The sequence below is a fragment of the Streptococcus sp. A22 genome (assembly GCF_043674215.1).
Taxonomy (GTDB): domain Bacteria; phylum Bacillota; class Bacilli; order Lactobacillales; family Streptococcaceae; genus Streptococcus; species Streptococcus suis_V.
In genome coordinates, this window is the sequence record NZ_JBIMJQ010000019.1 from 17568 (window position 1) to 42773 (window position 25206).

Consider the following 25206-nt stretch of genomic DNA (forward strand, 5'->3'; position numbering starts at 1 on the left):
CCTTTCTATTTATAGAGACAAATTTTCTTGCCGTCAATATCGGCGATGGTCAGCTCCATATCATAAAGGGAGCTGAGGATAGGCTCCGTCATGACCTCATGGGGTTGCCCCTGGGCATAGACCTTGCCGTCTTTAAAAGCGACCATCTGGTCGACAAATTGGCTAGCTACATTGATGTCGTGAATGACAACCACCACCGTCTTGTGCAGGTCATCCACCAGACGACGGAGGGTTTTCATCATCAAAATCCCTTGCTTGATGTCCAGATTATTGAGCGGCTCGTCCAAGAGGATAATCTCCGTATCCTGAGCCAAAATCATGGCAATGTTGACCCGCTGCAACTGCCCCCCCGATAACTGGTCAATAGGACGATCGCGGAAATTATCCAATTCCATATAGGAAATAGCCTGATTGATATGCTCATAGTCGACAGCTGTCAAGCGTCCCTTGCTGTAGGGATAGCGACCGAAGGAAATTAGCTCCTCGACCGTTAATTTGACTTGATAATCTACCTTTTGCTTGAGCATGGATAATTCCTTGGCTAATTCAACCGAGTCCCAACTTTCGATTTCCTGCCCCTTGATATAGAGCAGCCCCTGCTCCTTGGGCAAAAGTCGGCTAATCAGCGATAAAAGCGTTGATTTGCCTGCGCCATTTGGTCCGATAAAGGCGGTAAACTTAGCTTTTTCGATGTTAAGACCAATTTCGTCTAAGATTGGATTGGTCCCATATTTCTTGGAAATATTTTCCATTTTAATCATAGCTTATTACGCTCCTTGTACAAGAGATAAAAGAAGAAAATGCCACCGATCAATTCAATGACCGTCCGAATGCTGATATTGAAGTTAAAGACTCTTTCGACCAAGGTTTGAGCCAGTAAAAGGCTAACAAAGCCGAGCAGAGAGCCAACTAAAAAGAGAGTTCGATGACGAAAATCATTGACCAGCTGATAGGTGAGATTGGCCAGAATGAAGCCCAAGAAAGACAAGGGACCTACCAAGGCTGTGGAGGCTGAAACTAACAGAGCAACCAACCAGAGAAGCTGTTGCTGCTCCTTTTCCACGTCCACGCCCAAGAGCCGAGCATTGTCTTTTCCCAGATAAAAGGTATCCAGTACCTTGCCCTTGCGGTAGAGCAAACCACAAATCAGAATGGCCAATCCCACCACCACAAGTAGGACGCCCTCATTGACATTCTGCAAGGAGGCAAAGAGTTTGGACTGCAGTTTGTCGTATTCATTGGGCTCCATCAAGACTTGTAGAAAGGTGGATGTGCTACGGAAAAAGGTTCCCAAGGTCATGCAAATGAGAAGAATAAGACCAATTCCCTTATTCAAAAGTGCCTTGATAGCTGGTTGCAAGAGCAAGAAAAATCCAGCCTGCAAGCCCAGCACCATGAAAAATTCGGTCAGGGAATTGGGTGCCAATCCCTGCGACCATTTCCAAAAGAAAAATAGGAAAAGAGACTGCATAAGGACGTAGAAACTTTCCAGTCCCAGCACAGACGGGGTCAGGAATCGATTGCCCGTCACCGCCTGAAAGCTGAAGGTGGAAAAACTAGCAATGACAGCCACCACCAGATAGACCAGCAATTTTTTCAAGCGTAGGTTCAGGATGTAAGAATTGGGCAGGCTACCATCTGGCAGGAGATAAAATAGCGTCCCCAAAACAGCGATGGCCGACAAAATGCCAATCAGAAGCAAGGTTGAGCGTTTGATACGGTTCATGCACGCGCTCCTTGCCAGATAATGAGGAGAAAGGCTAGGGTGCCGACCACCCCCAAAATCAAAGAAACTGAGACCTCGTAAGGCCAGATGACCAAACGTGCCAAGATGTCACAGACCAAGACCAAGAGGATGCCCCAGATGACCACCAAGCCTTTGACTTTCTTGAAATAATCGCCTGCGTACTGCCGAACCAGATTGGGAATGATAACGCCCAGAAACGGCAGAGCGCCGACCGTAATCATGGTCACAGCCGAGGTCAGAGACACCAAGGCTAGAGCCAAGGTCTCATAGGCTTGGTAAGGCAAACCCAAATTCCGACTGGCATCCTCACCCAGAGCCATGACCGAAAAGGCATCCGAATAGTACCAAATGGCAATCAAAACGAAAACCAACAAGAAGAGCCATTCGTACTGATTGCGCTGAATCATGGAAAAAGAACCCTGACTCCATGCGGTCATGGACTGAATGAGGTTAAACCGAAAGGCAATCATCTGGGCAAAAGAGCCGATAATACCACTGTAAATCAGCCCTACCAAGGGCAGAACCCACTTTTCCTTGAACTGCAAGCGCCGGATAACTTGGATGAAAACCGTTGTAAAGAGCAGGGCAGCAAGAAAGGCAAAACTCATTTTTTGAAAGAGAGTGGCCTTGGGAAAGGCAAATAAAGACAAGAGAATACCCAGCTGGGCTGCCTCTGTCGTCCCTGTTGTCGAGGGGGCTGCGTAGGGATTTTGTGACACGGTTTGCATGAGCAAGCCCGACAGGGAAATGGCCCCACTGGCTAAGATAATGGCAAGAGTTCTGGGAAGACGCGATTCCCAAAAGAGGATCCTAGACGTATCCTGTCCCTGAAAAAGCCCAAGCCAGGAAAAGCCGGCATGACTGCCAATGGATAAAGAAAGAATGATTAAACTAGCCGTCAGACCAGCTAGGAGAATTTTATTTTTCATGATACCTCATTTTTCAATAGTACAAGCTTAACAGAAAAGCAGGTAAATGTCAATCTTTGATTATAATTGTCAGATAATTCTAATTTAAAACAGAGTCAGTCTCAACAGCATAAAAAATCCCAAGCAAAATCAACTGCTTGAGATTCTAACTTATAAATATTCACCCTTAACATTAAAGTAAGTTCCACGGATTTCCCCAGCTAGTTTGGAGCGTTGGCGGGCAAACTTGAATTTGCCTTCAAATTCTTTGGGAATGTCAATGCCGTCTGACAATTTGAAACCGACCGCTCGTTTGCCTCCTTCTTCCAGCGTATAGAGGACATTGACAGCCAGGCCATTGTCATAAAAGACAAATGACCAGAGAATGCCATCTACTTCAAGCTGGGCTACGTTAAGCGGGGTATATAGAAAGTTCATGTCCCGCTCTGCCAAGACCTTCTCGATGAAGGGCAGGATTTCAGGCTTCTCCTCTGGGCTATAGACCACGAACTCCTGCTTGTATTTGTTCCAGAAATAGCGGGCTTCGTTGGCACGCAGACCGGCCAAGACTTCTGCGACTGGACTTGTTTCCAAGCCTATCGTTTCGACTTCTTTGAAATTTACTGTATAAGACATGATTTTCCTTTCAATAAAGAAAGCACCCGAAGGTGCTAGGTATTTATGCGTTAAACGCTTCTGTCAATTGTGGTACCACTTGTTTCTTACGTGAAACGGCACCAGCAAGGAAAGCGTGGTTGTCTTCCAACTTGAAGTTAAAGGCCGCCTCCACCTTGTCAATGTTGCTACCAAGCGCAAGGATTTCAGAGTTTGAGTTAACGATGTCTGTAATCATCAAAACAAAGTCAGAGTAGCCATTTGCTGCTGATGCTGCTGTCATAGCTGCTTCGATTTCTGCTTGACGTTCCAAGACTTCCGCAATGTCCACTGTATTGACTTGGGCTACACGCACGTCATTTCCATTCAAGCCGAATGTTTTTGCATCGATGTCGATCAATTCTTCTGCTGACTTGCTAGCAAGATTGGTACCTGCTTTCAAGAGTGCCAAGCCGTATTCTTCCAAGTTCACACCAGCAATTTCAGCCAATTCAGCTGCAACTTGTGGATCTGTTGCGTGAGTGGTTGGAGATTTGAGCAAGAGCGTATCTGAAATCAAACCTGATAGAAGAAGTCCAGCTACTTCTTTTGGAGGTGTCACACCATTTTCTTTGAAGGCACGGTAAACGATTGAAGATGCTGAACCAACCGGCTCCAAACGCATGTACAATGGATTTGCCGTTTCAAAGTTTGCGACACGGTGGTGGTCAATAACAGCTGCCACTTCCACATCCTTGATGTCTGCGATTGATTGTTGGAATTCATTGTGGTCAGTCAAGATGACTTGGCTAACGCCTTCTGCCTTAGCAGACTCAACCACGCGCGGTGCAGTAACACCAAAATAGTCAAGGGCAAAAGCTGTTTCTTCATTTGGCGTTCCAAGTGCAACTGCTTCCGCATCACGACCAAACACTTCGCGCTCCAAGTGAGCCCAACCATATGATGATGCAATGGCATCTGTATCCGGATTTTGGTGACCAAAAACTAAAAATTTAGACATGTCTACAACCTCATTTTTTCTAATAATCTCCTACATTTTACCATAAAAGCTGACGCTTGAAAACAAAAGAAACCAGGCTTTTCACGACCTAGTTTCTGCATTCATTGTATCGAAAAATTAATCACCTAAAAATCGTGTCCCCACCAAGTAATCAAAGGCATAGTCATTAACCTTGACGTTGAGGGCATCGTGCCCATAGTCTGGAAGGATTTTCATTTCTTTTTCAACTTCCAGGCGGTTATAGGCCGCAAACTGGGTCGAAGGTGGACAAACTCCGTCCTCTAGACCAGTCACCATGGCCACAGGGCATTTTACCAAATGAGCCAAGTTTTTAATGTCAATGTAGGACAGGGTCTGCAATACCTGCTCCTCCGTCTCATGGAAGGGATCCGAGTATTTGAAATAACGGAAGAGCTCATCATAGGCCTCGCTGTTATTACCCAATTCCAAGACTCGCTTGAAGTCCGATAGGAAAGGATAAATAGACAGGCATTTTGATAGGTCTGAATAGAGGCTGGCCGCTACCAGAGCCAAGGCCCCACCTTGGGAGGCCCCATAACTCATCAGCTGGTGCTCATCCACAAAGTCAAAGCCAGCCACTAGCTTAATCAGCTGGTAGACATCCAGGTAAACATCCTTGTAGAAAAGATGGTCTGGTCCCTGCAACATGCCACGAATGACCTGCCCCTTGACTGTCAGGCCCTTAAATTGGCCCAAATCCTGGGAACAACCGGCCTGACCACGCACGTCCATGGCCACAACACCGTAGCCAGCTGCCGTAAACTTGAGCAATTCAGCCCAGTCAGGTGATTGGCCTTGGTAGCCGTGGAAATAGAAGAGAACAGGCACAGGCTGTTCAGCTTCCGGAAAAATAGTTTTGGCAAAGACCCGTGAACCGTTGGTACCTGTAAAATAGAGTTCATAACAAGTCACACCAAGCAAACCAGCTGGCTTTTCAAGCAAATCATAATCTGGCAGTTCTGGCAAAGCAGCTAGTTGTTGCTGCCAAAAACTATCAAAATCTTCTGGAAGTTCGTGACGACCACGATAGGTACGCATAGCCTCCAGGGACATGGTATCAATCATAGACTCACCCAACTTTCAAGCCCTGTTTTTGGGCAAAATGATAGAAGGCCCCTAGCATGCCAGCTGCATTTTCATGTTTAGCAAATGCAATCCTTGTTTTTTCAACCAAGCTTGGTAATAAATGACGTTTTATTGCTTCTTGAATCATGGGTTCCAGATATTCTTTCTGCCCCATTATTCCACCACCTAGGATGACAATCTCCGGATTGACTACATAAGTAATGGTTGCAATGCCCTTACCAAGATTGTCCACTAGTTGATGAATAGCCACTTGACACTTGCTGTTGCCATTTTTGGCTTCTTGAAAAATCCGATACCCATCCCATTCGGATGGATTATCCCCATGCAGGTCTGCCACATGCTGAACTAGAGCTGTCGTTGAAGCAATATCCTGAAAGGCCCCGTCAGACAAGGGGAGATAGCCTACTTCACAGGCTGCATTACTGGATCCGTGGTAGATTTCCTTGTCGATAAGGAGACAGCCACCAATGCCTGTTCCAATAGTCAGGCAGAGGCTAATCTGACTGTCCCGACCTGCTCCAGAAATCCCTTCGGCCAGGCCAGCACAATTGACATCATTTTCTATTTCACAAGGCAGGCCAAATGTTGCCTCAATTTCAGCCTTAAATTTTGTCCCAGCGTAGTTAGGAATTTGCGGCCCAGAGTAGAAGATTTCCCCTTTAACATGGTCGACCATTCCTGCTGACGAAATAGCTACACCTGCAATATCAGAATTGTCCTTGTATTTTCTTACCAAATCCTTAACTGTCGCAAGAATATGTGGCCCTCCCAGGTGAGCCTGGGTATCCATTTTATACTGCTCCAGAAGTTTCCCATCCTGATTAACCAGTCCGTATTTGATCTGGGTACCACCTATATCTACTGCTAAATAGCGTGTCATAAGTCACCTCCATTAGCTGATAAACGTTATCTTAGCTTGAGTAATCATGGCCGCCGCCTCCTTGGCAATGGCCAAATCTGTATCTTTAAGAGAGGACAATGGTTCCCGAACTGATCCTATGTCCAGGCCTTCATTGATGCGGAGAACTTCCTTGATGACAGCGTACATGTGACCGTGACCGGAGCAGAGTTTCGTAATAATTCGGTTGATTTCAGCCTGGAGTTCACGGGCTTTTTCCAGTTCTTTCTTGGCAATCAAGTCATCTAGGGCCAGGAAGAGTTCCGGCATAGAACCATAGGTACCACCGATACCACCGCCAGCTCCCATGAGACGACCGCCCAAGAATTGCTCATCTGGACCATTGAAGACAATATAGTCTGGACCAGCAATGTTGATAAAGGTGTCAATGTCCTGCACTGGCATGGATGAATTTTTCACCCCGATGACACGAGGATTCTTCAGCATTTCCTTGTAGAGGCTTGGCGTCAAAGCCACACCAGCCAACTGCGGAATGTTGTAAATCATGAAGTCCGTATTTGGTGCGGCACTGCTGATGCCGTTCCAGTAGTCAGCGATGCCGTACTCTGGCAGGCGGAAATAAATCGGCGGAATGGCCGCAATGGCATCAACACCCAATTCTTCAGAGTGACAGGCCAATTCTTGACTGTCCTTGAGATTGTTGCAGGCCACATGGTTGATAATGGTCAATTTACCACGCGCCTCTTCCATAACTGCTTCAAGGACTAACTTACGATCCGCCACACTCTGATAAATGCATTCACCAGAAGAACCATTGACATACAGTCCTTTTACTCCTTTTTCAATAAAATAGCGGGTCAGTTCTTTGACACGTTGCGAATCAATTTCTCCATTTTCGCCGTAACAGGCATAAAATGCTGGGATAATTCCTTTGTATTTTTCTAAATGAGACATAAGATTCCTTTCAAATTTATCAGTTTTTCAGGATTTCAAGATTTCAGGATTTATAGTAAAGAAGGAAGAGATAGACCAGGCCCGCGTAGCCGAAAGTAGCCAGCAATGAGAGGACGACCAAAAAGGTCAGACCATTGAAGAAAGCTACAAAGACTAGGACCAGAAGTACCACGACAATAGCCAAGGTCAACCAAAGGTTTCGAGCCGACTGCATCAGGGCGGTCAGGCCCAGCTGAACCAAGGGCAATTCTACTTGACTGGCCACTTGATAGAGGTAGGGAATCATCAACTGACTAAAGATGAGGGTCGCAAAGCAGACCAGGCGCAGAATTTGTATGGGCAGCGAGGTCACACCCGAAGTCAAGAATAAGTTCAGGATGCAGACTCCCACCAAGAGACCTTCCAGCAGACCCAAGGTCAAGCCCTGTTTCCAATACCGCTTCACCATGACAGGATAGGTCGCAAGAACAGCTACTTTTCCTTCCTTTCTAAGGATGTCCAAACTGGCAAAGAGAGCTAGGCGGGCAATTCCAAAGGTCAAGACAGGCAAACTGGTCACCACAAAGCAAATATTCAGAAGGAAAATGGTGAAGACCTTTTCCACCGATTTCCAAAATGGGTGATTGACATCGAATAAAGATTGTAATAACTGACCACCTGTCTTTTTCATGGAAATCTCCTATTCTATCAAAATTTTGTACACAAGTTTGCGGACCTGTTCTCCTTCACCCGCTTTTTGGTTGGGCAAATGAGACTCTCCTGGCAGGAAAAAGGCAAAGTACTCATCATTGATGGTCAAATCAAGCTGACTGGATGCCATCACAAAGCCAACATCTGACTGGGCTTGATAAGGTTCTAAGTCCTCCAGACCGTCATATCCGTAGGAAATCATTTCTTGACCAGCTAGAAGAAAATGCAGATCTGCATAATTTCTATGGTATTCAAAACGCTGCCCTGGCTCCACTAGCTGATTGTCCTGAACAAAGCAGAAAACCTTGTCCCCAGCCAGCTCGTACCTGCCAGGATCTTGTGTCTTGAAGTCACCACTCAAAATACTATCGATGGCCAGATCCAGATGCGGATCCAGTCCCTTATATGTTGCAATATTTTCAATCAGATCGTAAATCATATACAACCTCTAATCTATATTTGCTTTAATACTCTGCGAAAATCAAAATCATCCGTTGTTAAGAGCCTTGGTGAGTGAAAAGCTACGGTGGAGGTTTTCACTCGTCAAACCAAATCGACCAAGTCTCGTACTATTTCCCACGAAGACTGAACAACCAACCCAACGGGATTTGGCAATGTAAATTTCTTTTAGCCTAGCTGAAACAGTCTTCATCAACACTCCAACGGGATGCTCCAAGAAAATGGCTTGGCATCTAGGCAAGGAAGTCAAAGGTATAACTAAAGTTTACCGAGACGACATAACGACGAGACAAAGCCATTTTCGACGAGCATCAGCCTTTCACAGCACCCATGGTAATCCCCTGTGTAAATGATTTCTGGAAGACAAGGAAGACGGTTACGATCGGTACGGCCGCCATGGCAGCACCCGCCATGATGAGACCGTAGTTGGTCGCCATCTCGGCCTGCATGGTCGCAACCCCCAGGGAAATGGTCAGGTTCTGACGAGAGGTCAACATAACCAATTGCATGAAGTAGTCGTTCCAAGAATTGATAAAGGTAAAGATTGCCAGGGCCGCAAAGCCAGGTTTTACGATTGGGAAGGCCACATTCCAAAAGGTAGATAGCTCGCCACAACCGTCAATCTTAGCTGATTCCAAAAGCTCGGTCGGGATATTTTCTGAGAATTGCTTCATGAGGAAGACACCGAATGGCCAGCCAACCAGTGGCAAAATAACCGCTGCAAGCGTATCGTGGATACCCATGAAATTAACAATCCGTACCAGCGGCACCAAGACTACCTGCTTAGGCAGGGCCATGGCCGCGATGAAGATAGAGAAAAGAATTTTCTGACCGTAGAAGCGTTTCTTGGCCAGAACATAGCCTGCCAAGGATGAGGTCGCACAGACCAAAATCATGGTAGCTAAGGAAATAAAGACTGAGTTCCACAACCATTGCAGGGCTGGGTTTTGCACAGTCAACTTGACAAAGTTTTCCAGGGTTGGCTCAGTTGGCCACCACTGGGGCGGAATGACAATGGTATGGGGTTGAGACTTGAAGGCCCCTGTCATAATCCAGTAGAAAGGAAAGATAAAGAGGACAGTCAAGGTCAACAAAATCACTGAAGATAGGATTGAAAATGGGGTAATGGTTTTCTTTTTCATCTTGACCTCCTTTCTAATATTCCACATCATTTCCAAGAACCTTGAATTGGATAAAGGAAATGATAGCAATCAAGACTGCAAGGAAGACACCCATGGTATTGGCATAGCCATACTCAGAAAGCTTGAAGGCTTTTTCGTAGAGATAGTACATGAGGGTCGATGTTGAATAGTTTGGTCCACCAGATGTCAAGAGCTGGATAAGCGCGAAAATCTGGAAGGAGTTAATGGTTGTAATAACTGTAATGTAAAGGGTTGTAGGCAAGAGGCTAGGCCACTTGATTTGCCAGAAAACCTGGGTTTCATTGGCACCATCTACCCGTGCTGCTTCTACCAAGGAATTATCAATATTTCCCAGAGCAGCGATATAGAGGATAATGGGCTGACCGACAGATGTAGTCAGGAGAATGATGACAATTGCCCAGAGGGCCCACTGTTTGTCCCCAAGCCAAGAGATATTTTGTTCAATAATACCACCTGATTTCAAAACAAAGTTAAGAATACCCGACAGAGGATCGTAAATCCATTTCCAGACAACCGTTACGGCTACCGAACCAGTAACCACCGGTAGGAAGAAGACTGCTCGATAGAAGGAACGAGCGATGACATTTTTCTGGTAGGTATTGGCCGCTACAAAGAGCGAGAAAAAAATCACGACTGGCACTGATCCCACAACGATAACCAAGGTGTTAATCAAGGATTTGATGAAGATAGGATCGTTGAACATCCGCACATAGTTATCTAAGCCGACAAAGGTAAAGTCCGTCATGGTGTAGTTGAAGAAACTAGTCACAAATCCCATGACCATAGGTGCCAAGACAAAGACGGTAAAGAATACCAAAACTGGGGCCAAGAACGTGTAAGAAACAATGGTTTCCCGCATTCGTATTTTGTTGATTTGCAATGCAAACACCTCAATTCTTTCAAATTAGAAAGCAAGAGCTCCCTTTCTAGACCTCGATAGAAATGGGATTAGAAAAGGAGCCAACTTTCAAATATTATTTAATGGTTGCGTTCGCTTTTTCAGTGAAGTCTTTCAAAGCTGTTTCCGCGTCTTGTTCGCCATTTGATACTGCTTGCAACATTGGGAACCAAAGTGTTCTCATTTCAGCAAAACCGTCAATGGTGTTGTAGTATGGAGAGTAGTATTGAGTCCACTCGTCAATCATTGCCATGCGTTCATCATCATAGAGTGCTCCAAAGGATGTACGAACTGGGAAGGCACCTGTACGAACAACGTTCTTAGGTCCCCACTCAGCATCATCTGCGATGAATTGAAGGAATTTCTTAGATGCTGCTACACGCGCTTCGTCGCCATTGTTGAAGACTGCAAAGCCGTTTACAAGGTATTCAAGGTCTGGTTTACCATCTTCTGATGGGAAGAGAACTTCAAGCACTTCTACGCCTGATGCTTCCAACAATTGTTGTTGGATACCATTTTGAGATGGTGCCCAAAGGATGGTGTAAGATGTTTGACCATTTGCAAAGTTTTGGATATCGTCACCACCAGCATATTGAGAACCGTTCATCATGTAGCCATCTTTGATCCAGCCAGCTGCCTTATCAAGGGCTTTAATCATTTGTTCTGAGTCAGTTGTGTACTTGGTTACTTCAGGGTCTGTGATGCTTCCGCTGTAAAGGTTCGCAAGGAAGGCACGAGTACCTTGGTCACCACCTTGACCATTCGAGAAGAGGGAACCTGGGTTGTAGCCTTTGTCTTTCAAAGCCTTGATGACTTTTTCAAAGTCATCTGTTGTCCAGCCATCTTTGACAAGATCAAGAACACCAGCATCTTTCAACATCGCTTTGTTAAAGGCCATGTAGAATGGAGCAGAGCTGATTGGATACATGTAGGCTGTATCACCAGCTTTAGACGCTTGGATGATGTTATCGTTGTTGACATCCTTAACAAAATCATCTGTAAAGAGGTCGTTCAAATCAGCCAATTTACCATTTTTTCCGTAGGTAATGATACGACCTGGTGCGTCAAAGAGCACATCTGGCGCAGTGCCCGCTTCAATAGCTGTCGTGATTTTTTCAGGTCCAGATGTGAAGTCGATGGTTTCCAATTTTACATCGATATCCGGGTTTGCTTCCTCAAAAGCAGCAATAATTTTTTGCTCATAGGTACCCACACCATCTTCTGTTTTTTCTTGCGTGAAGACTGGGAAGGCCCACCAAGTGATTTCTGTCTTGTCAGAGCTGCCTGACTCTGCTGCAGATGATGCGGTAGTGTCACTTGCCTTATTGGCACAAGCTGCAAGTGACAAAATAGCTGCACCTGCTAACAATGAATGCATGATTTTTTTCATCATTCTACTCCTTTTATTTTTTTAATTTTCCCCTGTGGGGAGTTTGATGACAATTTAAGCCTGCAAAGCCTTGATAAAACGCTCTGCGATTTCTTTTGGTCGAGTAATAGCCCCACCAACTACAATTCCTGCCACACCAAGGTCGTGAATCGTTTTAACCTGGTCCGGATAATGGATTTTGCCTTCAGCAATGACATCTATGCCCGCCTTAACCAATCGATCTACTAGCTCGATATCTGGTCCTTCTCCCTGACGGCTATAAGAAGTATAGCCTGAGAGAGTGGTGCCGACAAAGTCAATACCTGCCTCGTAGGCTGTCAGACCTTCTTCATAGGTGGAAACATCTGCCATGAAGAGCTGGTCTGGGTATTTTTCCTTGATTTGCTTGATAAACTCGACGATAGTCAAACCGTCGTACCGCTCCCGCTTGGTACAATCTAGTGCAATGACCTCAATGTCCAGGGCTGCCAGCTCATCGACCTCCTTCATGGTCGCTGTGATAAAAGGCTCCTGTGGTGGGTAATCCCGCTTGATAATACCGATAATAGGTAGGTTGGTCACTTCTTTAATTTCTTTAATATCTCGAACACTGTTGGCCCGAATACCAACAGCTCCTGCTTCCTGGGCTGCCTTAACCATGAGGGGCATTATCCCGCCTTCTTCCCTATACAGAGGCTCACCTGGTAGGGCTTGGCAAGAAATGATGATTCCTGGTTTTATTTGTTCAATCAAGGCCTCCTTACTCAATTTAGCCATGAATTCTCCTTTCAATGACGGATCCGAGTTAGCGCTTACATTGTTATTATAACGCCTCGGATACAATAATTCAATATATTGCCATATAATAGGTTTCAGTTTCAAAAATTGTAAAATCTAACATATTCCTAAAACTACTTTCAGAAGTCAGAAAATTTCAAAAGTAAAAACCAGCCGAAGCTGGTCGATTGTCCTTGCTATTCTTCTCTGCCCAAAATCTGATTGATTTCTTGGCTATAGAGAATAGCCCGTCCGCCATAGATGGCTTGAATACCATCTTTCACATCCAGAACTGCTGTTGCTCCAATCGCTTTCAGGACATCCTTGTCAACCATTTGACTGTCCTTCAAGGATACTCTGAGGCGAGTCGCACAGGCTGTCACGTGTTCAATATTGGTTTCGCCACCCAAGGCATCAATGATTGAAATGGCACTATCATAGAGGGTTGAGCCGTTTTTCAATACCTTATCAGAATTTGCAGAGCTATCACCCGTTTCCATACCAGGCACTAGAACATGGAACTTGGTCACTAGGAATTTGAAAACAACATAATACATAGCTGCCCAGACCAAACCGACTGGAAGCACCAAGAGCCAGTTGGTTTTGTCATTGCCTTGGAAAACACCAAAGATAAGATAGTCAATCAAACCACCAGAGAAGGAATTCCCGATACGAATTTGTAGCAAGTCAGCTACCAAGAAGGAGACACCATCTAGGAAAGCATGGACGACGTACAACCATGGAGCAACAAATAGGAAGGAGAATTCAATTGGTTCTGTAATACCTGTCAACAAGGACGTAAGGGCACTACTTGAATAGAAACTGCCAACTTTTTTACGATTTTCCTTTGGAATGGCATGATACATCGCCAAACAAGAAGCTGGCAAACCAAAAATCATAGTCGCAAAGCGTCCAGCAAAGAAACGAGTCCCGTATGTAAATAATCCAGTATGGTTGGGATCAGCCAATTGAGCAAAGAAAATATTCTGAGCACCTTGAATCGTTTCACCGGCAACTACTTCACTTCCACCCAGTGAAGTATACCAGAACATCGGATAGATAGTATGGTGTAAACCAAAAGCTCCGGTTAACCGTAAGCCAAATCCATAAAGGAACGTTCCTAGACTTCCCATTTCTGATATTGTTTCACCGAATGTCACCAAAAGCCCCTGAATCGGTGGCCAAATCAAATAGAAAATCCCACCAAAGGCAATGGCTGCAAAAGACGACACTATTGGAATAAAGCGCGAACCTCCAAAGAAACCTAGGAAGGCTGGTAACTCAATTTTCCTATATTTATTGTGGAGATTTGCTACTGTGATACCAATAGCCAAAGCACCGACCACTCCTGTGTCAATACTAGCACCTTCTTCTGCAAATAACTGTAGAAAACCACTAATCGTAGCTGTATACACCAAGTAGGACACCGCAGCTGATAAACCAGCTGTTCCCTTGTCGGCATCTGCCAGACCAACTGCAACTCCGACCGCAAAAATAAGGGCCAAATTAGCAAAGACAGCACTACCAGCTGTACTCATAATGGTGAAAGTTGCCTGTAACCAAGCCTGGTCTAATACAGGAAATTGAGAAACCGCGTTGCTGTTGGACAAGGCACCCCCGATACCCAGGAGCAAACCAGCAACCGGTAAGATAGATATGGGCAGCATGAAAGCCTGCCCCAACTGAGAAAACTTCTTGAAGTTCATCAGAAACTCCTTTCTAAAGCATGGAGCGACATCATCGCTCTTTTACAAAATGTTAACGTTTACAAAAACATTATAAGCATAGTTTTTAGGAATTTCAACCATCTGAACTTGTTTAGAAAGTAGTTTTAAGATTATAGATAAATTTTATAAATTGTGAAATTACTTTCGATTAGCTCCAAAATAAAAAACCAGCCTAAGCTAGTTTCCCATCTCTATAATAGCTGTTTCTAAGTCAAGCCATTCGGTCACAACCTTATCCGGTTCCACACTTGTCTCCGGCTGCTGCCGTTTTCTGTGGTTGAACCAGATGGCCTGCCAGCCAGCTGATTTGGCACCGATGATATCATTTTCAAATGAATCACCGACATAACAGATTTCTTGACCCGCCATTCCCAGGCGCTCTTCCATCAGCTTGAAAATAGCTGGATTGGGCTTGGTCATCCCAACCTGCCCCGAGATAACCATCTTCTCCTGCTCTATCCAATCTTGTAGGCCCAAGGTTCGGATTTTCCGCAATTGATGCCGATGGGGACCGTTGGTAATGATGCCAAGAGAAATACCCCGCTGCTTGCAAGCCTCAAAAATAGCTGGATAAATCGGACTGAGTTCCAATTGCCCTTGATAATAGTCGTAGTCGATTTGAATGGTCAAGGCCATCCCATCGGACACCTGGTAACCAAAATCAGCTAAGGCTGCCTTCATCCGATAAACATGACTGTCCTTGAGGCTGATCTTGCCAGTCGCAGCCGCTTCAAAAACCTGATCCGCATAGTGGCGAAAGGCCAGATACAGGTGAACCAATTGCTCCTCAGGCACCGACAAATGTCGTTTCAAGGCCCGTTCAAAGGGCTGAATCTGGTCATATAAGGTATCGTCTAAGTCAAATACAAGTGCCTTTATTGTCATTACTTACCTCTTATAAACCGAAGAGATTTTTCATCCGCAGATAACTCTGCTCTTCTCCGACAAAATACACCAGGTCATTTTTCTCCAGAGTCTGGTATGGACTAGGAGAAATCAAGAGCTCTTCATTGCGCTCAATACCGACAATGATGGCTCCTGTGTGGTGCCAGATACGTGCATCCACCAACTGCTTGCCCAGCAACTCACAGTCAGCTGTCAACTTTAAACCGTAGGGCTCCAAAGGGTATTTCTTTTGCACGCGCTTGGTCTGATCCAAGTAGACAGAAACCAAGCCACGCAATTCCTTGAGCATATTTTCCTGCTGGTCCATCTTCTCCAAAATCCGGTCTTTTTGCGATTTTAGGGAGCTGGTCATTTCAAAATTATCAATGAAATCGTGGGCCTTTTCCTTGGATAAGACAATCGCTCCACTACCATGCTTTACCGACACGATATGGAGGTCGGCCAGAATATTTAAGGCCTTACGAGTGGTCTCCGGCGAGACCCCAAACATACTAGCCAGGGTCGAACGAGACTTGATTCGCTCACCTACTTCATATTCACCTGAGACAATCCGTTGCGCCACTCCGACCGCAATCTGCTGGTACTTAGACGCTTTTACAATTTTTCGATTTGGCATAAATCTTCCTTCTTTCCATAGACAAAAGGAGCGGTACCGTATCACCTTCCATGATCCCGAAACTCACTCCTTTAATTGGTCCTAGGCAAGAATCATGCCCTGAACCCTATTTAATTGATGAACTGATTAGACTGAGTCTACTCTACGCGAGATGATTGGATTTGTTCCTTCACTTGTCCTGTTTTTTCTGAGACAAATTCACCAGCCTTGTTTGCTTGAGAAGCGATAGCCTGACCTGTAGCTTGACCTGCTTCAGTTACACGATCTTGCAAGGTAACAGATGCCGCTTCAAACTCTTCACGCGTTTGTACGTCTACAACTTCTACGTTCACTTCTACTACTTGCAAGTGAGTCATAGCCGCAACTTCTTTGCTGATGACAGCTTTCATTTGTTCAACGATAGCTGGAATATCTTTACCATATTCTACCACAATCTTCAGGTCTGTTGCAACTTGTTTGGTACCAACTTCGACGTTGATGCCTTCTCTCACATTGTCACTATTGACCAGCTTGTTCTTGAAATCCGTCAAGAAACCACCGCTGACTGACAAAAGACCTGGAACAGTTTTCAAGGCATAGCCAATCATTTTTTCAATCACTTGGTCTGCGTATTCTACAGTACCTTTTACAGCTTCAACTTGTGTATTCTTCGTTTCTTTCATTTCCTATTCTCTCTTTCTATAGATAAAACTTATTTTTTCAAACCTTCAACAGCGCCTTTAACGGCATCTTTAGCGTCGGCAATAGCAGCCTTAGCCTTACCAGCCAATTGCTCTACCTTACCTTCTGCTTCTACTTCCTTGTTGCCAGTTGCCTTACCGACAAGGTTTTTAGCACCACCAACAAGTTCTTCTGCTTTTGCATTTACTTTTTCTTCTGACATAGGATTTCCTCTTTCTTTTATTTCTTAAATGACACGGGGTTCTTTAGCAGTCAATTCTTCAATACCTCTTGAAGTTTTCTTGACCTGACTACCTGTAAAATCTGCTACTGATTGAGTTGCATCTGAAACACGGTCCTGCAAGCTAATAGAATCAGCTTCAAATTGAGCCCGCGTCTTGATGTCAGATATTTCAACGTTGATTTCAACAACTTCCAAGTCCGTCATACGCTTGACTTCTGACTCAACAACTGTCTGGATAGCCTTGTAGATAGTCGGCAAATGTTTTTGGTATTCAGCTACAATCGACAAATCGACTGCAACCTGTTTTTTCCCAACTTCTACATTCACACCTGAACGGACATTTTCAGTGTTGACCAATTTATCCTTCAAGTTAGCTAAAAATCCGCCATCCACAGCCAATAAGCCGTCTACTGATTCCAAAGCTAAGCCAACAATTTTTTCAATGACCTTGTCCGCATAGGTCAATTCACCATTGATTACCTGTGTATTTTGTTCTGTCATAATGACCTCCGAAAATATAAAATTCTATTTAAACTTAATAGCGCTTATTGAAATAGTTTTCCAAGAGACCTGTCTCCTGGAGGCCGAAGCCTACCCCTACTCCGATTGCAACCAAAACTAAGACTAAGAGAGTTTTGAAAAATCCAAGACTCAGAAATAAGATAGATAATACAAGACCGACGGCACCTCCCACTAGAGGAAGAGTCCATTTATTGACTGATTTCATGTACACCTCTATTCTACGCGAGAAGGACGCGACTGTTTACTGCTTGCAACATCTTTGACAAGAACAGTAAAGTTGATTGGCTGCTCCATTCCAAAGAATTGACGCAAACCATGTTGAATGCTTTTCTCCAAAAGACTAGTCTGCTCACCAAGGGAGCCAGCTTTAGCAAGATCACCCGCAAGCTTGACTTTAAGACGCTTCTTATAGGGAATAACTGTTACACTTGCAGATTTCATATAGCCAGATTCTTCTGCTAGGATCGCTACATAGGACTCGAGAGCAGATTTTTTCATTAGAAGACTGCCACCATTTTCCTGGATGAGGTTAATCTCTGCATAGCGCTTAGGGTAGAAAAGGACTACCAGGAGCAGGACCGCAGTCAGAATTGCCAGTCCTATCAAGCCCCAAAATGCAAGGGGATTGAGAAAGGGAGCAACAACCTGATGGACAGGCCATTGAGGAATCCATGCTACTAGCTCCGCTGGAAGATGGCCCCCTCCTGCAAACTTCAAAGAAGTCAGCAAGAGGAAGAGCAGGACCAGCAATAAGAGGCTAGCAGTCAGTATTTTTTTTACTTTAGACATCGAGGCCTCTTTCTAGTTTCATTAACCCTTACGGCCAAAGAAGAAGGATACAACTGCTACAACGATAACCGCACCAAGGATAGATGGGAACAAGGCCATACCTGCAAGGCTCGGACCGCCGTGACCAAACAAACTTTGACCAACAGATGATCCGACTAGACCAGCGATAATGTTCGCGATCCAACCCATTGAACCACCCTTTTTCGTAATCGCACCAGCGATAGCTCCAATAAATCCACCAACAATAAGTGACCAAATCATATAAATTCTCCTTTTAGATAAAAATAGTAAAAATCGATTTTTGGGTTATAAAGATGAATAATAGCAATGTCACTTTATAAGTGACAACTTTTATTCATCTTTATGTTGTCAGTATATCATCAATTTGGAGAATTGGCAAGTCTTTTTTCTTATTTTTTCAAAAAAAGTTGGAAAATTTCTTAAAAATGCCTATTTTATGCGATTTTTAGGTGCTGTTTTTTTGATATTTCTTTTCAGGAGGAGCCAGTTTCTAACCTAAAATGTCAGATAATGAGGAAAATAAGAGGAAAAAATAACACGATTTTTCAGTTTTCACTTCAAAAGAAACCACATTGACTAGCTTTTTTAATTTATAAGTTGTCACTTTTTCTGAACAAAAAAAGCCGTTGAATATCCAACGACTTCCTCAAATGAGACAACTTAAGCTACTTCTCCTTATAAAAGAGCACAAAGGGGAGCACAATTCCGACCGAAATCCACCATTTGACCTCCATATGGAGCAGATACTTGCCAAGGCTGGCCACTAGGACATAGAACAAGGCCAAAGCGATGCGGATGTAGATATTCTTCAAATCAAATTTCATAGGCAAATCTCCTTGTACTATCATTATACTATCTTTACTCTTGAAAAATCAAATCTATCCATTGTCAACAGCCTTGTTGAGTGAAGAGTTTCGGGGGAAATTTTCAGCCTATCGCCTTGAAATAAGGGCACGACAGAGTTCAACCATGGACATTTTCATTGAGTATTATAGATAGAAACAAAGAAAATCCCAGCCCGTAGACTGAGATTCAATAGATTTATAAACACTAGACTTTAGACTGAATAGCCTGCATCTGGGCGTAGACACCACCTAGAGCGACCAAGTCATCATGACGGCCTTGTTCAATGATGCGACCTTGGTCCAGGACCAGAATCTGGTCTGCATTTTGAATGGTCGACAGGCGGTGGGCGATGATAAAGGTTGTCCGCCCCTCCTTGACCACTTCCATGGCATGCTGGATGATTTCCTCAGTCTCCGTATCAATGTGGGAAGTCGCCTCATCCAGGATCAGAATCTTTGGGTCAGAATAAAGGGTCCGGGCAAAGGCAATCAACTGCCGCTCTCCACTGGAGAAGGCCGAACCTTTTTCGACAACAGGCTCATCGATTCCCTTTTCCAGACGAACCAACATCGGCCCAGCTCCAACCTTTTCCAGAGCCTGGTGCACGCGCTCCCGGTCCATTTGGTCCACATCCATGGCCACATTGCTGGCAATGGTCCCCGTAAAGAGATAAGGATCTTGCAGGACAATCCCCATATGGCTGCGCAGGCTTTCGCGAGAATAGTCGCGAATATCCTGACCATCAATCAAGACCCGCCCAACCTGGGGATCGTAAAAGCGATAGAGTAGGTTCATAATCGACGTCTTACCCGAACCAGTATGGCCCACCAGAGCCACTGTCTGTCCCTTGTCCGCCTGGATAGAGATATCCTTCAAGATTGCCTTGCCTTCTTCATATGCAAACTGGACATGATCAAATATAACTTGACCATCAGTCACCTGCAAGATCTCTTCTCTATCTGGCTCCGTCTCTTCTTCCAAGAGGGCCATCAAACGCTTGCCCGTTTCAAAGGACCGCAGCATATTTGGAAATTGCTGTACCAAGGAACCCAGGGCAATAAAAATTCCCTCAATATAGTTGACATAGACAAAGAGCTTGCCTGGACTAACCCCCGGCTGGCCCTTGAGAAACTGATAGCCAACCACCGTAAGAATACCAGTGACCACCAAGTTTTGCAGGAAACCACTCAGGTTCCAGGTCGCCAAGGATTGGGCCCAGATAATTCGGTTATCGGCCCGTCGCATCTTATCTGCCGTTGCCTCAAACTCTTCCATGACTGCCTCTTCCTGACCGAAAAGCTGGATCAGACTAGCCCCGTTCATGGTTTCATTGACCTGGGTATTGACATCACTCCTGGCATCATAAAAGTCCTTCATGGGTTTGTCTGTCATCCGCTTATAGGCATACTGGATAGCGATATAGAGTGGGATCAAGACCAGCATGAGCCAGCCCAGGGTGGCATTCATGTAAAAGAGGACACCGTAGGTAAATGCCAGACGGATGAGGTTATTAAAGGCGTAGACCAGGGTCCCATAGAACTGGTTGCGCAGGGTCTCGGTATCATTGACAATCCGAGTCGCAATCTTACCTGCTGGTTTGTCATCAAAGTAGGAAATAGGCAGGCGCTGCATGACATCGTAGGCCTGATTTCGCAAAAGCTCCGCAATCCGATTGGCACAGTGCATAAGCAGGCGCATGGACAGATAAAAGCCCAGACTACCGATGACCGTCATCCCCATATACTGACTAGCCTTGGTCAAAAAGGCAGCCTGATCAAAGGGCAGCCCCTTGCTCAAATCCGTCAAGGGACCGTCAATAGCCTGCTGGACAATGAGCGGTGCCAAACGCACCATGGCAGAAGCCAGGAGATAGAAGGCTATCGCAATGGCAAATAGCCATTTGACCTGCTTGATTTGTCGCAATAAAAATCCTAAAATCTTCATTCCCCTCCTCCTTCCTGGCTTTGTTGTCGCTGGTATTGTTCAAAGTACCAGCCACCTTGCGCCAGCAAATCTGCTGGACGGCCCTCTTCAACGATGCGGCCCTCATCCAGAACCAGCACCCAGTCTGCATGGTTAACAGCCGACAGGCGATGGGTAACGATGACATTGGTTTTACCCACCCGTTCTTTTTGGATATTTTCAATAATCTGGCGTTCTGTACGAGCATCTACTGCCGACAGGGAATCATCCAGGATCAGCAGGTCTGGTTTTCGCAGAAAGGCCCGTGCAATGGAAATCCGTTGCTTCTGGCCGCCAGAAATGGACACACCCCGCTCACCAATCATGGTCGACAGCCCATCACTCATCCGCTCCAAGTCTTGAATGAAGGCCGCTGTCGCAATCGATTGCTCAATCTCCTTAGGACTGGCATCCAGCTTACCAAGAGCAATATTTTCGCCGACCGATTTGGAAAAGAGGATATGCTCTTGAGGAACGTAGCCAATTTTTTCCTCGATAGATGCGCGTTTAAAGTCCAGAACTGATTGGCCATTTATCGTAAAACTGCCTTGACCGACTGGATATTGACGGAGGAATTGGCGGACCAGAGTGGTCTTGCCTGACCCTGTTTTCCCAACGATACCGACTGTCTGCCCTCTTTTCAGGGTCCAATGGATGTCCTGCAAACTCGGCCGGTCTGCCTGTGGATAGCTAAAGCTGTACCCTTCAAAAGCCAGACTGGACAGCTCTGCTATTTCCCCAAAACCATCAACTTCCAAATCATCCCCTGTATCAATCAGCTCCTGCAGCTTTTCAAATGAGGTCTTGCCGGTCTGGTAGACCAAGATGAAATCCGACAGCATCCAGAAAGGCTCGAGAAGTGAACCAACGTAGAGCTGGAGGGCGATGACCTGGCCGATAGACAGTTGACCGGACTTGACAGCCACTGTCCCCATGACCAGAACCAAAATAGTGGATAAGCCCAGAGCCAAAGTAGCCAAGGGATTGTAGAGGGACTGGAGGGAGGTAATCCGGTCTCCTCCCTTGGCAAGCTGCCGTGTCCGCTCCTGAAACTTGGCCTTCTGAGTGGCCTTCTTGCTATAGGCACGTGTGACCCGAATACCTTCTACGACTTCCAAAACCTCATTATTGAGCTGGGCAACGGCCTCCCGGTTGGCCTCAATGGCCTCATCCTGCTTGCGGCCGATGAAAAAGATAGCCGCAGTCATAGCCAGCATAGGAAGCAGAGCCACCAGAGAAATCTTCCAGTCGATGATAAACATATATGGAATGACAAAGGCAAACATGCCTCCTGCATAGACCACAATCATGAGCCCGTAACCAACCATTTCCATCAGCCCGTCCACGTCCGTTGAAAAGCGGGTCATGACATCCCCAGAGCGAAACTTCTCATAGAAAGGCGTCCGCATGACAACCATTTTTCGGAAGGCCCGCTGCTGCATGTCAAATTTGAAATTGATAGAAGACTGAAAAAGCTTGAGATGCCAAATGAAGGCTGTAGCATAGTTGACCAGGGTCACCAGGAAAAGCAGGGTCATATCCTGGACCAACATTTTCTCGGTCAAGCCATTAGACGCCAGGGTGTCGACCATTCTTTGGATAACCTGGGTCGGCACCAAGAGCGTGGCGTCGTAAATAATCAAGGTCACAGCGATCAGCAAGTAGAGCCACTTGTGCCGCTTGACATAATCAAAAATTAAGCTGAACATATATCTCCCTTATCTTAAAACCTTTCTAAGCACGCAAAAAAGCCTAGACGACACACTCCGCCTAGGCTCCCTCAAGTCCGTTCAAATAGACTATTATAGTTGCTTAAAAAGGAGTGGTTTATGAAAAACAGTTTGTTTTGTGATAAATACTGTATTGTTCATTGTAGTACTCCTTTCCTTATTCTACCACTTATTTTATCAAAATATATTGACTTGTCAAGGTATTTTAGGTAAAAAAACGACCCATCCGGACCGTTTGTCAACTATATGCTAGTTGCCGGGATTGAACCGGCGACCTCATCCTTACCATGGATGCGCTCTACCGACTGAGCTAAACCAGCAGTACCTTATCAGTATATCATACTCTGGAAATTTGTCAATATTTTTTGAAAGAAAAAAAGCCTATAAAAGACTCTTTTCCGCTATACATATCTGAATAGATTCTACAGTTTTCTCAGCAACTCTTTCAAAGCCCTGCTTTTGCCAAAATCGACTGGCCTGTGGATTGGCCGCCACATAGCCTAGTCTGACTTTTTGGAAATACTGTCCTAACTGACTTTCTAGCTCTGCCATGATTTTGGAGCCTATCCCCTGACCAGCCCAGCTACCGTCCACCATAAAGAGACCAATGTAAGCTATCTGGTCATCAGGATAGCCAGCAATCAAATCCAGCACTGCCACCAACTGATTGTCCCACCAGTAACCGACAAAATACTTATCTGACAGGTCCTTCCCAGGCGGACAATTGACTAAATCTTGCCGCAAACCTTCCAAACTCGGACTAGGCGGATAATGTTCAAAATAGAGGGGATTGGTCTGGTAAAGAACCAAAACCCGCTCTAAGTCAGCTTCAGTTAGCTTTCGGACTTGATAATGATTTGAAAATTGACTAATCTTCATCCTCTTCGCTCCCACTAGGCTCCCCAATCACCTCAAAACTTACTCGGCTATCTGCTACTAATGCATCTTGTTCGTAAGCATTGATAATCTGAGCAACAACCGGATGACGGACCACGTCCTTGGCAGAAAAATAGACAAAATCAATCTGCGAAATATTTTTCAATTTTTCCGTAGCATCAATTAAACCAGACTTGACCTTACGAGGTAGGTCAATCTGACTAATATCCCCGTTGACAATCATCTTGGAATTAAAACCGAGACGGGTCAAAAACATCTTCATCTGCATGATAGTAGTGTTTTGCGCCTCATCCAGAATGACAAAGGCATCTTCCAGCGTCCGCCCCCTCATATAAGCCAAAGGTGCAATTTCGATAATCTCCCGCTCCATGAGACGAGTGGTCTGCTCCTTACCCAAAATCTGATAGAGGGCATCGTAAACGGGACGCAGATAAGGATCAACCTTCTCCTTCAAATCCCCCGGCAAAAAGCCCAGACTTTCACCAGCCTCAACCGCAGGACGAGTCAGGACAATCCGCTTGACCTGGCCACGCTTGAGGGCGGTGACAGCCAAGGTCACAGCCAGGAAGGTTTTTCCCGTCCCTGCTGGACCGATACCAAAGACAATATCATGTCGCTTGACAGCATCCACATAAACCTTCTGCCCCAAGGTCTTGACACGAATGGGCTTGCCAGAATTGTCCTTGATGATTTCTTCCTCATAGAGGGCGACAAATTTTTCGATTTCATCATTTTTGGCCATGGAAATAGCCGTCACCACATCTGGCGTTGACACAGTTAGCCCGCGATTGACCAAGACCAAGAGGGACTGGATGACCAGACGGGCCTGCTCAACATGGTCAGCTTGACCAATGACCTGGACCTTTTCTGTCCGAGCATGAATGACCACTCCCAGCTCCTGCTCCATCAGACGCAAATGGCGCTCATTGGACCCAAAAAGACTAAAACTATCATCCGGATGGCTGAGTTGAATATCAATAGAATGTTCTTGCAAAGACTTGCTCCTTTACCTGTGCTTTTCTATTATTATACCAAAAATCTCTCAAACTGGCCTTGTGAAAACAAAAAGAACAGAGAAGATCACCTCTCTGCTCCTATGGAGACCGTGTTCATTATATAAAGGGATTAGGTTATAAAGGAATAAGTAGATCTCCACGATTTTCGTAAGGAATTATTCTTACACTTGTATTATAACCCTATTTAGTGATAAATTGCAACTAAATGAACATTAATTTTTTATTTTTATGTATATTTTACATTTTTGCTTTTATATTAGTATGATTATATGAAACAATCCTATATGCAGAGTAGGCTAATGGGCCATATAGTCCTCCCAAATGGCGTCAAAATCAGACATTGAAAAAGCAAAACTGGCCGACTCCTCCAAAAAGCGACTGACCTCATCAAAATCCGTTGATTGCTTTGGGAAATCATACTCTTCAAAGGCATAATCAGCCAAAATAGCCACAGGCTCGTTGGACTTGGGATTGCGCTGGGTCATCAACCAGCTATAAAAGGTTCTTCTCATTATATCCTATTCTCCTTAATAATGAAAGAATCCTTCAGTTCAGAACCAAAGGATTCTCCATAAAGTAAAACAAACTCAGTTTGTAGGCAAAGTCTCTTTTCAGACTTTCCTGAGGTGATGTTGGATGGCTCCGAAAGTCAGGGGAGTGACTTTCGGAGGTTGGAAATAGAACGAACGCAGTTCGATTCATTTAGTCAGGGGAGTGACTTTCG

General features: G+C 45.1%; 29 protein-coding genes and 1 tRNA gene. All 30 read right to left on the reverse strand.

Going from position 1 to position 25206, the window contains the following annotated elements; translation table 11 throughout:
* Positions 1-5: 5 nt before the first annotated feature.
* The 30 genes from ACHBHN_RS08115 to ACHBHN_RS08260 all read right to left on the reverse strand — a co-directional run bounded on the left by ACHBHN_RS08115 (position 6) and on the right by ACHBHN_RS08260 (position 24994).
* Positions 6-758, reverse strand: a complete 753-nt coding sequence (locus ACHBHN_RS08115) for an ABC transporter ATP-binding protein (protein WP_394732542.1) — start codon at positions 756-758, stop codon at positions 6-8.
* On the reverse strand, positions 758-1726 hold the full coding sequence (locus ACHBHN_RS08120; protein ID WP_105160637.1) for an iron chelate uptake ABC transporter family permease subunit: 969 nt from the start codon (positions 1724-1726) through the stop codon (positions 758-760). Before ACHBHN_RS08120 ends, ACHBHN_RS08115 begins: the two co-directional genes overlap by 1 nt.
* Entirely contained in the window at positions 1723-2676 is a 954-nt protein-coding gene (locus ACHBHN_RS08125) for an iron chelate uptake ABC transporter family permease subunit (RefSeq protein WP_105160636.1), read from the reverse strand. The genes ACHBHN_RS08120 and ACHBHN_RS08125 overlap by 4 nt, the downstream gene beginning before the upstream one ends.
* Before the next feature lie 150 nt (positions 2677-2826).
* Positions 2827-3291 (reverse strand): phage tail protein, encoded by a 465-nt coding sequence (locus tag ACHBHN_RS08130; protein ID WP_105160635.1) that lies wholly within the window; start codon positions 3289-3291, stop codon positions 2827-2829.
* Positions 3292-3334: 43 nt separating this feature from the next.
* Entirely contained in the window at positions 3335-4270 is a 936-nt protein-coding gene (locus ACHBHN_RS08135) for a manganese-dependent inorganic pyrophosphatase (RefSeq protein WP_105160634.1), read from the reverse strand.
* Between the two features lie 117 nt (positions 4271-4387).
* Entirely contained in the window at positions 4388-5356 is a 969-nt protein-coding gene (locus ACHBHN_RS08140) for an acetylxylan esterase (RefSeq protein WP_105160682.1), read from the reverse strand.
* A gap of 4 nt (positions 5357-5360) precedes the next feature.
* Positions 5361-6257 carry an ROK family protein gene (locus ACHBHN_RS08145; protein WP_105160633.1) on the reverse strand — a complete coding sequence of 299 codons (897 nt, stop codon included), beginning with the start codon at positions 6255-6257 and terminating at the stop codon, positions 5361-5363.
* Positions 6258-6269: 12 nt separating this feature from the next.
* Positions 6270-7190 carry a dihydrodipicolinate synthase family protein gene (locus ACHBHN_RS08150; RefSeq protein WP_105160632.1) on the reverse strand — a complete coding sequence of 307 codons (921 nt, stop codon included), beginning with the start codon at positions 7188-7190 and terminating at the stop codon, positions 6270-6272.
* 43 nt (positions 7191-7233) lie between these two features.
* Positions 7234-7860, reverse strand: a complete 627-nt coding sequence (locus tag ACHBHN_RS08155) for a DUF624 domain-containing protein (RefSeq protein WP_105160631.1) — start codon at positions 7858-7860, stop codon at positions 7234-7236.
* Positions 7861-7869: 9 nt separating this feature from the next.
* Positions 7870-8319: a YhcH/YjgK/YiaL family protein gene (locus tag ACHBHN_RS08160; RefSeq protein WP_105123193.1), complete on the reverse strand. Its 450-nt coding sequence runs from the start codon at positions 8317-8319 to the stop codon at positions 7870-7872.
* A gap of 331 nt (positions 8320-8650) precedes the next feature.
* A complete protein-coding gene (locus ACHBHN_RS08165) occupies positions 8651-9481 on the reverse strand; it encodes a carbohydrate ABC transporter permease (RefSeq protein ID WP_105110344.1) in 831 nt (276 codons plus the stop codon).
* A gap of 13 nt (positions 9482-9494) precedes the next feature.
* Positions 9495-10382 carry a carbohydrate ABC transporter permease gene (locus ACHBHN_RS08170; RefSeq protein ID WP_161943016.1) on the reverse strand — a complete coding sequence of 296 codons (888 nt, stop codon included), beginning with the start codon at positions 10380-10382 and terminating at the stop codon, positions 9495-9497.
* Positions 10383-10476: 94 nt separating this feature from the next.
* Positions 10477-11790 carry an ABC transporter substrate-binding protein gene (locus ACHBHN_RS08175; protein ID WP_105160630.1) on the reverse strand — a complete coding sequence of 438 codons (1314 nt, stop codon included), beginning with the start codon at positions 11788-11790 and terminating at the stop codon, positions 10477-10479.
* 54 nt (positions 11791-11844) lie between these two features.
* Positions 11845-12546 carry an N-acetylmannosamine-6-phosphate 2-epimerase gene (locus tag ACHBHN_RS08180; protein ID WP_105123191.1) on the reverse strand — a complete coding sequence of 234 codons (702 nt, stop codon included), beginning with the start codon at positions 12544-12546 and terminating at the stop codon, positions 11845-11847.
* 197 nt (positions 12547-12743) lie between these two features.
* Positions 12744-14252, reverse strand: coding sequence for a PTS transporter subunit EIIC (locus ACHBHN_RS08185; RefSeq protein WP_105123190.1), 1509 nt, complete (start codon positions 14250-14252; stop codon positions 12744-12746).
* Positions 14253-14450: 198 nt separating this feature from the next.
* Entirely contained in the window at positions 14451-15152 is a 702-nt protein-coding gene (locus ACHBHN_RS08190) for an HAD family hydrolase (protein ID WP_105123257.1), read from the reverse strand.
* Between the two features lie 16 nt (positions 15153-15168).
* Positions 15169-15795 (reverse strand): TrkA C-terminal domain-containing protein, encoded by a 627-nt coding sequence (locus tag ACHBHN_RS08195; RefSeq protein WP_394732489.1) that lies wholly within the window; start codon positions 15793-15795, stop codon positions 15169-15171.
* Positions 15796-15932: 137 nt separating this feature from the next.
* The gene (locus ACHBHN_RS08200; protein WP_105110349.1) at positions 15933-16457 is read right to left on the reverse strand and encodes an Asp23/Gls24 family envelope stress response protein; all 525 of its coding nucleotides are present in this window, start codon (positions 16455-16457) and stop codon (positions 15933-15935) included.
* A gap of 29 nt (positions 16458-16486) precedes the next feature.
* On the reverse strand, positions 16487-16678 hold the full coding sequence (locus ACHBHN_RS08205; protein ID WP_105101041.1) for a CsbD family protein: 192 nt from the start codon (positions 16676-16678) through the stop codon (positions 16487-16489).
* Positions 16679-16702: 24 nt separating this feature from the next.
* Positions 16703-17200, reverse strand: coding sequence for an Asp23/Gls24 family envelope stress response protein (locus tag ACHBHN_RS08210; protein WP_394732488.1), 498 nt, complete (start codon positions 17198-17200; stop codon positions 16703-16705).
* Between the two features lie 34 nt (positions 17201-17234).
* A complete protein-coding gene (locus ACHBHN_RS08215; protein WP_105123189.1) occupies positions 17235-17426 on the reverse strand; it encodes a DUF2273 domain-containing protein in 192 nt (63 codons plus the stop codon).
* 8 nt (positions 17427-17434) lie between these two features.
* Complete coding sequence (gene amaP, locus ACHBHN_RS08220; RefSeq protein ID WP_105123188.1) at positions 17435-18010, reverse strand: alkaline shock response membrane anchor protein AmaP; 576 nt, start codon at positions 18008-18010, stop codon at positions 17435-17437.
* Between the two features lie 21 nt (positions 18011-18031).
* Positions 18032-18271, reverse strand: a complete 240-nt coding sequence (locus ACHBHN_RS08225) for a GlsB/YeaQ/YmgE family stress response membrane protein (protein ID WP_105110353.1) — start codon at positions 18269-18271, stop codon at positions 18032-18034.
* Between the two features lie 425 nt (positions 18272-18696).
* Positions 18697-18855: a hypothetical protein gene (locus tag ACHBHN_RS08230; protein ID WP_161948244.1), complete on the reverse strand. Its 159-nt coding sequence runs from the start codon at positions 18853-18855 to the stop codon at positions 18697-18699.
* Between the two features lie 226 nt (positions 18856-19081).
* Positions 19082-20821, reverse strand: coding sequence for an ABC transporter ATP-binding protein (locus ACHBHN_RS08235; RefSeq protein ID WP_394732487.1), 1740 nt, complete (start codon positions 20819-20821; stop codon positions 19082-19084).
* Positions 20818-22548 (reverse strand): ABC transporter ATP-binding protein, encoded by a 1731-nt coding sequence (locus ACHBHN_RS08240; protein ID WP_394732486.1) that lies wholly within the window; start codon positions 22546-22548, stop codon positions 20818-20820. Before ACHBHN_RS08240 ends, ACHBHN_RS08235 begins: the two co-directional genes overlap by 4 nt.
* A 268-nt stretch (positions 22549-22816) precedes the next feature.
* A tRNA-Thr gene (locus ACHBHN_RS08245) sits at positions 22817-22889 on the reverse strand.
* 61 nt (positions 22890-22950) lie between these two features.
* Positions 22951-23448: a GNAT family N-acetyltransferase gene (locus tag ACHBHN_RS08250; RefSeq protein WP_105123139.1), complete on the reverse strand. Its 498-nt coding sequence runs from the start codon at positions 23446-23448 to the stop codon at positions 22951-22953.
* Positions 23438-24460, reverse strand: a complete 1023-nt coding sequence (locus ACHBHN_RS08255) for a PhoH family protein (RefSeq protein WP_105123138.1) — start codon at positions 24458-24460, stop codon at positions 23438-23440. The genes ACHBHN_RS08250 and ACHBHN_RS08255 overlap by 11 nt, the downstream gene beginning before the upstream one ends.
* Positions 24461-24778: 318 nt before the next feature.
* Positions 24779-24994 carry a YozE family protein gene (locus ACHBHN_RS08260; RefSeq protein ID WP_105111139.1) on the reverse strand — a complete coding sequence of 72 codons (216 nt, stop codon included), beginning with the start codon at positions 24992-24994 and terminating at the stop codon, positions 24779-24781.
* Positions 24995-25206: the final 212 nt, after the last annotated feature.